A 12,939-nucleotide genomic window follows, 5' to 3' on the forward strand; every position below is an offset into this window, starting at 1 on the left:
GTAGAACAAATTATTAACCTTCTACTCTAATGGTGTTTTTTACAATTCCTTTCTCTATACAAAAATACTAAATATATTGGCATAGGACTAAATTGAAGATTGAGTTTAAAGCTGTTTTTAGCATTTCCAATTATCCCTGCTGCACTAAATGCTGTAAATCGGGGTCATTCTTGATACGCTCCATTTCACTTACAACAATATTCAGGATGTCTGATTTTATCTGTTTGTAATTGCTTTCAATTTCCTGCTTCATTTTGTCCTCGCCCTGCTCATTTACAAAAGATAAGATTTGCGGTATCTTTTGATAGGCTTTTGTTTCGGCGGCTACCTTTTCATTGTCCACTACAATTTCGGCGTGAAATATCTTTTGCTCGATACGTTCATCAAAGTTATCCGATACAGAACCGACAAACATACCCTGTGTAAGCGTTGAAATTTTAGAAGCCGGAATAAGGCTGTCTAACTGTGTGGAGATAGAGGTAGATTTATCGTTGCGGTTAATGGTCATACTTTGGCGTTTCTGCAACACTTTACCAAAGCGTTCTGATAGGCTCTTTGCTGTTTCTCCAACCACCTGACCACTGAATATATTGCCGACGGTGTTCTGTATTACCTTACTCTCTTTGTCGCCGTAATCCCTTGTTAATTGCGAAAAGTCCTGAAAGCCCAAACATACCGCTACTTTATTACTTCTCGCCGTTGCGATAAGGTTATCCAGTCCCCTGAAATAAATCGTGGGCAACTCATCTATGATAACGGAACTCTTTAACTGTCCCTTTTTATTAATCAGTTTTACAATCCTCGAATTGTACAAACCCAAAGCTGCGGAATAAATATTTTGACGGTCGGGATTATTACCCACACACAAAATTTTCGGCTCTTTCGGGTTGTTGATGTCAAGCGTAAAATCATCGCCTGTCATAACCCAGTAAAGCTGCGGGCTAATCATTCTTGACAATGGAATTTTTGCCGATGCTATCTGACCTTGTAACTGGTCTTGTGCGCCGCCCTGCCACGCATCCATAAAGGGCGATAAATAATTTTCCAAATCGGGGTATGAGGTTAAAATCGTAAATACGTCCGAATACTTTTTATTCAGCAATTCGATAGCGTGTGGGAACGTGCAATACTTTCCATCCTCGTAAATTTTCAGATACCAAATAATAGCAGCCAAAAGGATAATTGGGCTTTCCACAAAGAAATCGCCTTGCTTCTGTATCCACGACCTGTTGAGGTTCAGCATTATGGTATATGCCGCTTCGTAAGCATCTGATATGTCCGTCATAAAATCGGGATTGAGTGGGTTGCAACGGTGGCTCTTACGTGGGTCGTCGAAATTTATCACGTAAAATTTCGGCTGAACTTTGTACTTATCCCTGTGCTTCAGTAAATGATTGTAGGCGATAGTCGAAAGGTCGTCAAACTTGAAATCGTAGATGTACATACTAAAGCCTTTTTCTATCTGCTGCTTGATGTAGTTGTTCACAATGGCATAAGATTTACCGGAACCAGGAGTACCCAACACGATTGATGCCCTGAAAGGATTTACAATGTTTATCCAACCGTTGTTCCATTTGCCTTTGTAGTAAAATTTGGTGGGCAGGTTGACGGAATACTCGTTTTCCATCAGCTTGGTTTCCTGCTGAAAGCTCTCGTTCTCGTTATTGAAAACATCGTCCATTAAGTTGGTACGGAGCAAGCGGCTCATCCATACGCCCGCCATCAGCAAAGCGATATAACCTAACGAGATAGTAAGGATATACAGGAATGTGCCTATTGCCGGAGATAACTTTAGCAATGGTGTGTTCAGGAAGAACAGCACAAAGCCAACGCCCAACGCCACGTAAATTTTAGACCAGGTTATCTTTTCGTTCTTTACGCCCTTTGTTCCTAAACAGCTTAAAGCCAGTAAAACCAAAGCGAATGCTTTGGTATAAAGGGTGTGTGAAAACAAGCCCGCCGTCCGGTCGAAATTGCCTAATATCTTATTGATTACTTCCAATGTCCAACCACGTTCTAAAAAGAAACCGTAGCAGAACCAATAAAGGTGCATCAGCACCAAAAGAATACTGACTGCCCGCATAAAAGCCATTATTTTGGCAAGCCCTCTTAAATCGTCTTCTCCCTGCATTATTTTAAGTTTTAATGTTCGGGCGTGAATTTAAAGGCTCTATGCAGTGGCTCTAATAATGTGGCAGCCAGTGGCGTTCTGTGGCAGTATTTGGCTGATTAGTGTAAAATGAAAAAGGTAGCAAATCGCTACCTTTTCTATTCGGATGTTTTTTCAATTACTATACTAACGCTGCGAACCTAAAATATACCACAACTGCTGAAAGTAGAAAAACAACAATCAACATCGGGAGCATTTTGTATTCTTGTTTTTTAGTATGAACAACCATACCTGCTATCATAATTAAACAAAAGCCCGCTGCTGCCATAGGTGTTAGTATCGGTGCAATGCCAATAAGCCACGGGATTATAATGCCGATACAGCCTAACCATTCAAGAACTCCTAATATTCGGATTGGAACGATAGAGTTGTTTGATTTTAAATGCCCGTCTGCGACGTGCTTTTCTTTGCTGCCTGTAATTTTCCCTAAACCCGGCATAATAAAAAATACAGCGAGAAGCGCCTGTATTATCCACAAAATTGTATTCATTTTTGTTCTTTATCAAGTTAAAAATAGTCGTTGAAAATATTGATGGATGAGCAAAGAGGTTATATGCCTTGAAAAAATCAAAGCTGCTCTCCAAAAGATTTCGCATAGCAAAACCTCCTTATTTTTAACTGCTGATTAACCCTTTTTGGGTTGGTCTAACCAAAGATTAATATCTTCCATTTATGGTTCTATTTGTGGTAGAGTTTGCAAAGATAGTAAAAAGCTGATGCTGTTAAACGTTTGCAGAATGACGAGTTTGAGTTACTTCTGACCTCTTTGGCGTTTGCGCTTCTTCTTCATCTTATTGGCAAACTCCTGTTCTTCGTAATCTTCGCCCTGGGCTTCGGGCAGTAAGCCGCCCAGTGCTTCAATCAAACCGTCTTCGTGTTTGTCGGTAGTTAAGAAGTCGAACAAATGGTGTGGTTCTTCCGCAGGAAGATCCGCATCATTTGATGTGGATAATTTAGGTTGTAAAACGGCAGGTTCTTTAATATCGGGTTTGATGTTATTGTTCCAATAATCATTAAAGGTGTTGGCAGAAAGTTCTGTTGCCAAACGTGAACCGTTCCAAACCGCTTTGGAATTGTGGTCAATAAATGTGATACCATAAATGCGCCCTGTATCATTCCGGCGCACGACTACGTTAATACCCTGTTCCGCTAACTGCTTTTTAAATGCCTGTTCATCGCTCGTGGTTTTCAGGGCAATGGTAACGGCAGATTTTAGGGTCTGTTTGGTAGGGCTATCTTTCAAAGCCGTTTTGCATTTCGCAAAATGCAATTCCAAAGCCGGAAGCCCTGCGCTCTTTCCGAAAAGCGAAGCCTTGAACGGATGCCCGGCTCTTTCGCCTTTTTCATTTAGCGGGATATACAATAAGCCCTGCTGTATCTTTCCCTGCAATTCGCCCTCGATTTTCTCGGTGGTAATATTGAACAGGGAAAGCAGGGCATTGTATTCGCCCAAAGTTTGGTACTGGTAATAATTCGGCAGGTGGCGAACGACCGAAGCAATTTGGCTCTTTACATCGCCTGCCCGATAATCTACCGGACGGAAAACCTTATCCGTTTGGTTGCGCTCCTTGTCGGTTGCAGGTATCAATCCGTGTTGTCTTTCCAGTTCACGGCATACATTCATAGACCGCATTTTCTCGAATTTATCCGAAATCTTTTTACCCTGCTCGTCCACGCAAACCGATACAATGTGTATATGGCTGCGGTCAATATCGGTATGTTTGAACACGACAAAAGGCTGTTCGCCGTAACCCATTTCCCGCATATACTGTTCTGCCATTTCCCTAAACTTGTCATCACTTACCTTATCATTCGGGTCAGGATTGAGCGAAATATGCAATGTATGTTTCTCGGTATTGCGGTTGGCTATCAGGTAAGGCGCAAAAGACTGGGCTAATTGTGCCACGGAATAATGACCACTTGCGGTTTCAATCATCTTATTGGCAAACAAAATCTGCCCGTTTTCATTCTCTACTTTAAGCTGATTGTATGCCAATGCCCCATATAAATTTGCGCTTCTTCCAATTTTTGCTATCACTATTACATTATTTTTTTAGGTATTCTTCCTCAAATTTTTCGGTAAGCTGAATGATTTTTTGGCATAGCATCGCCATTTCAGCCGTTTGTTTTTCCAGTTTGTACAGGAACGCTGCGGCTTTTTTCTCGGAAAAATTCTTGTACAGCAGCTTTACAATTTGGTTATAGTTCACGCCGATGGAACGGAACTGGCTGTGAAAAGAGGTCAGCCGCATATAAAAATCAACCGTTCCCTTGTCAATCTGAATGGTTTTTATGGTCTTGTCAAAGATGCAGGACGTTATGAAATGCGCCTTTACCTGCATACCTGATTTATCAAAAAGGGCAAGAAAGCGGGCGTGTTCCTGCTCGTTAAAGGAAATCGTATAGCGGATGGTCGCCGGGTCTTCTTTGGGGCGGCGTCCGGTCTTTTTCAATTGCTTTTTGTTATTATCGTTCATCACTAATCCATTTTAAAATCCATACAAAACCCTGACTTCGGAAGGTGTTTTCTGCCCCCTGCAAAGGGCAAGTTGTTTTGAGCATCGGAAATCATTCCGAGATGCTCAAAACACAACTTGCCGTGTTCTGTCGAACACAAAAATCCGCCCTGCGGGACGGATTAAATGTAACAGGGAAAAACGGCTCGATGCCGTTCCCGTTGCCCTCCGATTTGTCAAAAGAATTTTGCATAAATCCATTAATAAAAATCATTGTACAAAGTAAAGCCCTGTTTACGAAAGCATTGTACTGTATAGCAGTGCCAAACACTGCCTTTGAACGCCAAACACTGCCACACCGCAATCAGCGGGCAAATCAATCGCTTTATTTGCCGTATAATTTTAGTGCAGGTAGTAAAAAATGTATCTAAACAAAGAAGAAAATCAGGTTTGCAAACAAGCGGTTTGGAATAAAAGCATAGGGTTTTAAAAGCATAAAACAATAAAAGTGTAAAAGCATAAAAGCGGTAAAGCAATTTACCTGTTGCAAGTTTTGCCACTTGCTAAAGAATGTGCCTTACAAGGCAAAAATGAAAGCAGATACCTATGCAGGAAAGTACCCAAAAGGGAATGCAGGAATATAGGAATGAGGTAATAATCAGATAAACCAATATTCAATCCTGCAAAACAAATAAAGTGTGTAACAATAAATTTTTAAATAATGGAAACAACAAAGAAAACTTTAAAAATCAGCTTCTCCACCCAAAAAGGCGGTGTGGGAAAATCTACAATGACCACTTTACTGGCAAGTGTGCTTCACTACCGTTTAGGTTTTAATGTGCTGGTGATGGACTGCGACTTTCCGCAACACAGCCTGACCAATATGCGTGAACGGGATAAGAGAACCATAATGCAGAACGACTACCATAAAAAAGCGGCAATGAAGCAGTTTCAAGCAATCAACAAAAAAGCGTACCCGATTATTAAATGTAAAGCTGAAACGGCTCTGGAGAAAGCATCGGAATACAGAAGCCAGTCGGCGGTTGTGCCAGATGTGATCTTCTTCGACCTGCCGGGAACAGCCAATACTAAAGGCGTTTTGACCACTTTAAAAAAAATGGACTTCATCTTTTCGCCCATTACTGCCGACCGTTTGGTAGTGGAAAGTACATTGGGCTTTACCAAAGCCTTTCTCGGACTTCCCCAAACGGACGAGGGCAATCCCGAACAAGAGATGTGGCTGTTTTGGAACCAGGTGGACGGCAGGGAAAAAACAGGTTTGTATGATGTGTATCAAAGTGTCATCAAGGAACTCAACCTGCCCATAATGGAAACAAGGATAATGGATAGCAAGCGTTTCCGAAAGGAAACAGACGATACAGGTAGTTATGTATTCCGGTCAAGTTTGCTGCCTGCCGAACCACAGTTAATGAAAGCAACTAAAATGGATTTGTTTGTCGAGGAATTTTTAAAAATCACTCATCTATAAAAATAGTAAAGTATGGCTTCAGATAACAAAAACAACGATTTTGAAAAGCCCAATGTTGATGAGGAATACCTTATGAACGTCATAAGCGGCGATGAGCCTGTTGCTCCACCGAGCAATAACAAAAAGCAGGATGTACCAAAGGAAACAAAGCCCAGGGAAAAAGCCCGTAACAGTTCATCAAAGAAAGCGGACTACGAGGAAACATTTTTGGTCAATCGGTTTCCATCGGGGCGTAACGGCAAGGTAGTTTACATACGCCCTGAATACCACGAAAGATTGCTCCGCATCGTGCAACTGACAAGAGAGGAAAGAACAACGCTTTACTCTTACATTGACAACATTCTTGAACATCATTTCAGAGAGTACGGGGACGATATTACCGATTATTTCAACGACCATTTTAAACCCATTTTGTAGCTATGGAAATAGTAATTGTGATATGCCTGCTGATTGTCATTGTACTGCTATTGCAGGATAAGATTGTCATTCATAAAAGGTCGAAACAAGAACCTCCGCAGAAGAAAGTCAATCCGAACCTGCCCGATATTATGGGCCAACCAAAACCCGTAGAACGCCTTTCAGTGCCAAACACTGCCACTGAACGCCAAATTCAGGAACCGGAGATAAACCCTGCTAATTTAGACATTGAATACGACGAAAATGAAAACGTAGGTATTCAAATTCCGCAGGAAGAGCTGGACGAAGTTTTCAGAAAGATACCTGATTTGGAAGAAGAGGAAGAAGAATGGAACAGGTACGGAATATCCGGTGGTGATGACGGTTTTGCCCAAGGGGTTACCTTTGAAGAACTAAGCTCCGTGGGGGTGTTGCTCCAAAAAGAAGAATTGGAACCAGCCCAAAAGGAAACAGCGATAGCCATAGTTCAAAAAATACAGGGAACCGAATTATTCAGCCTATTGGAAAATTCTATGGAAGATGCTTCCCGAAGAATAGCCGAGCTTTTGGATAGCACCCTTTCATCTGAAACGGAAGACAGTTCTTCCACTTTGCGGAAAAGTGATTTGAGTGATTTTGACATTGGGGAGTTTGTATAGACTTTCCTTTGTCTTTTAAAATAAGAAAATATGGAAAATGGATTGCCAAATACTAATATAGAACCGGGCAGTTTGCTTGATCTGCGTTTGAATAAAGGCATACTACCTACTATTGATATTGCAGGTCATACATTCTATGTGGATTTACGCATGAACAAACTACGGCCAAAGGACGACTTTATATCCAAAGGCATAGACTTTACTGAAATAAAAGACTACTATGATCGTGACAGACGGGCATTTGTTATTCCCTATAATCCAACAAAACGCGAATTTCAACAGGACGATGTTTCTAAAATGACCGAACTGCCTACTGATATTATCATAGTGCAGTTTCCCAATCAGTATGAATTGGATATAGTGGGATGGAATAGAAAGCATGATAATAGCCTAGTTTTAAGCCAAACACTTCCTTTCAAAGCCAATCAATACCACAACTGCCAAAACTGCATTAAGCCTCTTTAATTTAGACTTCCACGGAAAAAACAAGCAAACTATGGAAGTTATTGCAATACAAAAATCCGCATTGGACGAAATGAAGAATGAGCTATGGGAACTTTTGGAAATGACCGAAAATGTTGTACAGAAATACACTCCGATTTTCAAAGAAGAAAAGTGGCTCGATAACCAGGAAGTGTGCCTGATGATGGATATTACCAAACGGACTTTGCAGACCTACAAGGACAAAGGCTTATTGCCATATTCCAAACTGAACCGCAAGAATTATTACAAACGATCGGACGTACAGGCTTTACTCGAAGCCGGACAGCCGTACAATAACAATGACAATGGATTTACTGACGAATGAAGCCGAAGAAATCATCGCCCATCAGGAGATAATAATGCAGTTGAGAAACCGTATTGAAGAAATATTGAAAAACTACCGTCCTGTAATGAATGGAGAAATATACCTATCCGGCGAGGATATGTGCCGGTTATTGCATATCAGCAAACGGACTTTACAGCAGTACCGTGATGATAATATATTGCCATTTATACAGATTGGCGGAAAGATCATCTACAAGGAAAGTGATATCGTGACTATCTTGGAACAGAATTATATAGTCAATAAAACAGGCTTACGGTAACCTTTTGTATCTTATATCTGTTCAAAAAGGAATGAGTTTAGTATATTTGCTATATAAAATATAGAATCTTAAAGTGTTTTTACTTTAAGTCCCACATTGAAAACTGGTAATTTTTAGACAACGGGACGATAAGGAAGAACGCTCATGCCATAGGCGTGGGCGCTCGCTTATTCGTTGTCGGGTATACCAGTACCTCAATGTGCGGTAAGTGTAGTTGCCTGCGCTTTCTTTTTGTGCAGGAAACTCCATTAACTCAAAATCTGACAATATTATGGAAACTGGTACAGCACAACAAAAAATCACTCTCGCATTTATCAACGACAAAAGCCCTATTTTAAATGGTATCTGCCAAGACCTTGTCGCTTCAGGAACTGAAGTCTTATTTCGTTCGGAAAGCATTGAAGATGGACTATCGCAATTGTTTTCATTGAATGAACTTCCCTATGTTTGCATTATTGACCTTGATTTTTACGACAAGAACGTGCTGACACAGCTTCAAGAATTGAGGACAAAATATCCAACCATAAAACTGATTGCCCATAGTGATATTGATGATGAGAAAGTAGGAAAGGCAATTTTAAATATAGGGTTTTCAAGTTACCTTCTTGTTGGTAGTGATACTATGAATTTTAAGAAATTGATTTTCAACGCTTAAGACTATATTTCATCTTCATCATCTCCATACCAGCTTGAAGTATCTACATCGTAATCATCAACCTCAAACTTAGTGGATGGAAAATCATCATCGATTTGATAGCGTATCTTCGTTTCAAAAGGAAATGTTTCTGGCAAGTCTAATCCATCACCTTCACGTCTTTCTCTATTAGATCCATATTCAAGAATCACATGTAAATCTCCAAAGACTTCCACTACAATTTCATATTCATTAATTTCTGAAATATGATATTCTGACACCTCACTATATTCCAATGAATGATGAGGTGCGAGCCGATCAACATTCTCAAAAAAATTAGTTACAACGGATGATATCATATGCTCTTCAATATGTCCATCAAGGAATTGTTTAAGATCTTCACGATAGTTCTCAATTGTTTCTACTAAAGCAATGAAGGAGTTAAGTACATCTTGGCTCATACGCTCAACTTCAGAATCGCTAATATCGAACACCTCAGGATTAATATGAGTGTACTTGCTTAAAGTATTGATTGTTTCTTTTACCTCCTTTATCATGTCTTTAAGTTCGTCAACATCAAATCCCCAGCTATCTAATAAAGCGTCTTCTATTCCACCTTGAACTGCGTATTTAATCCTTTGGTTTCTTGTAGGCTTTCCGTCAGTAGTTTCGGGACTAAACCAAACACAATTTTTCACACGTTCTTCAGGTGCAAGGTTATATAAAAAATGTCGTGATAACTCCCTTATAGAGTATGCAAAATTATTAAAGCGAAGTTTGTTTGTTCGATCATTTAGGCTAGCAAGTGAAGCTTCAAATAAATCCTGTTCAAATTGATTTGATAATAATTGCTTTATTTTTTCTGCTTTTTCCATATTGTCTATTTTATTTAGGATATAGTCAAATTTAAAAAATAATATGGCGCGATTTTTAATGTGACGATCAAATCTAATCATGCGACGTTCTTTTGCTTCTCCTATGTTTGTATAATATAATCTAAGTGAAGAAGGGCGAGAGCAGATTTTGCTTTAAATAGCCTTATGGTATATTCAAGAAAAGAGACTGCCTCCTCTTCTTTAACCTTTTAGAATCTGAACAGAATGTAAGGAATTTGCTCATTATAATGAGTCTTATAGCCAGTATATCCAGTCAGGAGAAAAGATGAAGAAAGGTTATCACTTACCTAAACCAGATAAGATGAAGGTATTATTAAAGCAGACAGTAGGAATTGATGTTGCACAAAATGAATTAGTTGTATCGCTTGGTAGAATGGATGAGCAGATTAGCATAGAAGTCTATGCCTACAAAGTATTTCCCAATACTAAAAAAGGGTTTTCAAGTCTTGTATCATGGGTAAATAAGCAGACGTCAATTACAACTGAAGTACGTTACGTAATGGAAGCTACAGGAGTCTACCATGAATCCTTAGCCTACTATCTTTGCAATATTAAAAAACAAGTAAGTATCGTTTTGCCAAACAAGATCAGTAATTATGCCCGAACACTTGACATAAAAACTATAACTGACAAGAGTGCTTCACAAGCCATTGCGAGATTCGGTTTGGAAAGGAAGTTGGAAGTTTGGCTACCTCCTTTAAAAATATTTAATGATCTGAGACAGCTTTGTCGGGAACGTGAGCAGTTAGTACAGGAGCGAACAATGTTAAAAAATCAACTGCATGCAGAACGTACTTCCGCAACATCAAGTAAAAACTCAGTGCAACGAACTAAAAAAAGAATAGCACTTATTGATTTGCAGGAAAAAGAGATAAGAGAAGAAATTGCTATACTTATCAAAGAAGATCAAACTCTAGTGGAAAAGATGAAAATGGTATCTTCTATTCCCGGAATTGGAAATCTAACTGCTGTAACGATTATAGCCGAAACAAATGGATTCGAGTTAATAAAGAATAAAAGACAGTTGGTTAGTTATGCAGGCTTAGATGTAAGAGAAAAGATATCTGGAACCTCAGTGAAATCCAAACCTCGAATCTCCAAGCGGGGTAATAGGAATTTAAGAAAGGTAATGCACTTTCCAGCATTAGCTGCAATTAGGACTGATGAAAGGTTCAGAGATATTTTCTTAAGATTGGTATCAAAACATGGTATCAAAATGAAGGCTATAGTTGCCATCCAAAGAAAACTGCTAGAATTGACTTTTATCTTATGGAAAAACAATTCTTATTATAAGTCAGAACACCAGTATCAAATCATTCCGTTTCAGGAAGTAACGGAATAAACAAGGGGAAGCTTAATTCTTTACCGATAATTTATTTTAGAGGCTAGCTTTAGCTTATAACCTCCGAACCATTTTTGCGTTTATTCAAATCTAGTATTTAACCTCAGTATAAAAGTAAAAGGCTTAAATTCATAAAAAAACATCGAAAACTATAGAAAAAAATCTGATAGCTTTCGATGTAGACTTAATTATACCAATGTTACTTATTAGTCATTACTTTGTAGGTAGGATCTTCTATAATATTCACATCTATAACTGTTTCAGCATTTTTCAGTAACTGTCTGCAATCTTGGCTTAAATGACGTAAATGTAATTTTTTACCTTCCTTGTGATACTTCTCTGTAATTTTATTCAAGGCTTCAATTGCGGACATATCTACAACTTTGCTTTCCTTGAAATCTATTATCACCTCATCGGGATCGTTTACAACATCAAATTTTTCTGTAAATGCCATAGCTGAGCCAAAGAACAGCGGGCCAAAAATTTCGTAATGCTTTACACCATCTTCATCTACATACTTTCTTGCACGTATTCGTTTGGCACTTTCCCAGGCAAATACAAGAGCTGAAATAACTACACCTATCAAAACGGCTAAAGCTAAGTTGTGTAATAGTACAGTTATAACTGCTACCAGCATACCAATAAAAATGTCGTGTCGAGGCATTTTATTAATAATTCGAAAGCTGACCCACTCAAATGTGCCTATAGCTACCATCATCATTACCCCGACTAATGCCGCCATTGGAATTTGCTCGATTACAGGACCTGCAACCAGAATGATCAATAAGATTGCTATAGCGGCAACTATTGCAGAAAGTCTGGCTCTTCCTCCAGCTCCGATATTCACTAAAGTCTGAGCAACCATTGCACATCCACCCATTCCTCCGAAGAAACCGTTGGTGATATTGGCTATGCCCTGTGCGGCAGCCTCACGGTTAGATTGTCCTTTTGTGCTGGTTATTTCATCAACCATATTAAGCGTTAACAGACTTTCAATCAATCCAACTCCTGCCATTACCAAGGCATAAGGGAAAATAATTTTCAATGTTTCCAGACTAAAAGGAATAGCAGGGATATGAAATGAAGGTAAAGAACCTCCTACAGAGGCGATATCAATTACTTTTTTAGTATCAATGCCGAAAAAATATACAATACCAAAGACAACTATTATTGCTACTAAAGATGCTGGAACCGCCTTTGTAAATTTTGGCAATATAAATACGATAGCTATAGTTAATAATGTCAATCCAGCCATTAGATAAAGCGCCGGTCCCTGCATCCAACCTTCTATCCCGTTTTCAACAACTTTAAATTGAGCTACCTGTGCCATAAAAATGATTACTGCAAGACCGTTTAAGAAACCATACATTACCGGTTGTGGAATCAAGCGGACAAATTTACCCAGCTTAAAAATTCCTACTGAAAATTGCAGTAGACCTGCTAATATAACCGCAGCAAAAAGATATTCCACACCATGTGATGCAGCCAGTGCAATAAGTACGACTACCGTTGCTCCAGCACCTCCGGAAACCATTCCGGGTCTGCCTCCCAAGATTGCAGTAACAATGCCCATTAAAAACGCTGCATAAAGCCCTGTCAAAGGCGAAAGCCCTGCCAGAATAGCAAAGGATAAAGACTCAGGTATCATGGTCATAGCCACTGCAAGACCCGCAAGAATTTCATTTTTGTAATTAATTTTCTGTTTGAAATCAAACAAATTGATAATTTTCTGCATAAAGATTTATGTTTAAAGTTGTAAAATGTAAATAGAAAAGTAGGTACACGCAAGTAAAACCTTCGGGTACGACA

15 protein-coding genes are annotated in these 12,939 nt (G+C 39.2%); 9 read left to right on the plus strand and 6 right to left on the minus strand.

What is annotated here, in order from left to right; translation table 11 throughout:
• Positions 1-130: 130 nt before the first annotated feature.
• From mobC to mobA, 4 genes are all read right to left on the minus strand, one after another.
• On the minus strand, positions 131-2,134 hold the full coding sequence (gene mobC, locus M2265_RS00340) for a conjugal transfer protein MobC (RefSeq protein ID WP_198386151.1): 2,004 nt from the start codon (positions 2,132-2,134) through the stop codon (positions 131-133).
• A gap of 157 nt (positions 2,135-2,291) precedes the next feature.
• On the minus strand, positions 2,292-2,660 hold the full coding sequence (locus M2265_RS00345; RefSeq protein WP_088161959.1) for a DoxX family protein: 369 nt from the start codon (positions 2,658-2,660) through the stop codon (positions 2,292-2,294).
• A 261-nt stretch (positions 2,661-2,921) separates the two neighbouring features.
• Entirely contained in the window at positions 2,922-4,208 is a 1,287-nt protein-coding gene (mobB, locus tag M2265_RS00350; RefSeq protein ID WP_088161960.1) for a conjugal transfer protein MobB, read from the minus strand.
• Positions 4,209-4,215: 7 nt separating this feature from the next.
• The gene (gene mobA, locus M2265_RS00355; protein WP_088161961.1) at positions 4,216-4,647 is read right to left on the minus strand and encodes a conjugal transfer protein MobA; all 432 of its coding nucleotides are present in this window, start codon (positions 4,645-4,647) and stop codon (positions 4,216-4,218) included.
• A gap of 101 nt (positions 4,648-4,748) precedes the next feature.
• Here mobA and M2265_RS00360 point away from each other — a divergent pair, with 101 nt between their 5' ends.
• The 8 genes from M2265_RS00360 to M2265_RS00395 all read left to right on the plus strand — a co-directional run bounded on the left by M2265_RS00360 (position 4,749) and on the right by M2265_RS00395 (position 8,913).
• Positions 4,749-5,057 (plus strand): hypothetical protein, encoded by a 309-nt coding sequence (locus M2265_RS00360; protein ID WP_131829027.1) that lies wholly within the window; start codon positions 4,749-4,751, stop codon positions 5,055-5,057.
• A 290-nt stretch (positions 5,058-5,347) separates the two neighbouring features.
• Positions 5,348-6,115 (plus strand): ParA family protein, encoded by a 768-nt coding sequence (locus M2265_RS00365; RefSeq protein ID WP_120180741.1) that lies wholly within the window; start codon positions 5,348-5,350, stop codon positions 6,113-6,115.
• 12 nt (positions 6,116-6,127) lie between these two features.
• On the plus strand, positions 6,128-6,532 hold the full coding sequence (locus M2265_RS00370; RefSeq protein ID WP_078704227.1) for a DUF3408 domain-containing protein: 405 nt from the start codon (positions 6,128-6,130) through the stop codon (positions 6,530-6,532).
• A 2-nt stretch (positions 6,533-6,534) separates the two neighbouring features.
• Positions 6,535-7,170 carry a conjugal transfer protein TraD gene (locus tag M2265_RS00375; RefSeq protein ID WP_078704228.1) on the plus strand — a complete coding sequence of 212 codons (636 nt, stop codon included), beginning with the start codon at positions 6,535-6,537 and terminating at the stop codon, positions 7,168-7,170.
• A 30-nt stretch (positions 7,171-7,200) separates the two neighbouring features.
• Positions 7,201-7,635 (plus strand): hypothetical protein, encoded by a 435-nt coding sequence (locus tag M2265_RS00380; protein ID WP_132768713.1) that lies wholly within the window; start codon positions 7,201-7,203, stop codon positions 7,633-7,635.
• Positions 7,636-7,666: 31 nt separating this feature from the next.
• Complete coding sequence (locus M2265_RS00385) at positions 7,667-7,978, plus strand: helix-turn-helix domain-containing protein (RefSeq protein WP_078704248.1); 312 nt, start codon at positions 7,667-7,669, stop codon at positions 7,976-7,978.
• Complete coding sequence (locus M2265_RS00390) at positions 7,959-8,258, plus strand: helix-turn-helix domain-containing protein (protein WP_132768711.1); 300 nt, start codon at positions 7,959-7,961, stop codon at positions 8,256-8,258. The genes M2265_RS00385 and M2265_RS00390 overlap by 20 nt, the downstream gene beginning before the upstream one ends.
• A gap of 271 nt (positions 8,259-8,529) precedes the next feature.
• A complete protein-coding gene (locus M2265_RS00395) occupies positions 8,530-8,913 on the plus strand; it encodes a response regulator transcription factor (protein WP_078704250.1) in 384 nt (127 codons plus the stop codon).
• A 2-nt stretch (positions 8,914-8,915) separates the two neighbouring features.
• Here the strand turns inward: M2265_RS00395 and M2265_RS00400 are convergent, their stop codons facing one another.
• Complete coding sequence (locus tag M2265_RS00400; protein WP_120181104.1) at positions 8,916-9,767, minus strand: hypothetical protein; 852 nt, start codon at positions 9,765-9,767, stop codon at positions 8,916-8,918.
• Between the two features lie 322 nt (positions 9,768-10,089).
• Between M2265_RS00400 and M2265_RS00405 the strand changes: the two genes are divergently transcribed.
• On the plus strand, positions 10,090-11,130 hold the full coding sequence (locus M2265_RS00405; RefSeq protein WP_073075575.1) for an IS110 family transposase: 1,041 nt from the start codon (positions 10,090-10,092) through the stop codon (positions 11,128-11,130).
• 199 nt (positions 11,131-11,329) lie between these two features.
• On the opposite strand, the gene M2265_RS00410 is transcribed toward M2265_RS00405, so the two are convergent.
• On the minus strand, positions 11,330-12,865 hold the full coding sequence (locus M2265_RS00410) for a SulP family inorganic anion transporter (protein ID WP_073075561.1): 1,536 nt from the start codon (positions 12,863-12,865) through the stop codon (positions 11,330-11,332).
• Between the last annotated feature and the right edge of the window lie 74 nt (positions 12,866-12,939).

This window comes from Sphingobacterium kitahiroshimense (assembly GCF_025961315.1).
Lineage (GTDB): Bacteria > Bacteroidota > Bacteroidia > Sphingobacteriales > Sphingobacteriaceae > Sphingobacterium > Sphingobacterium anhuiense.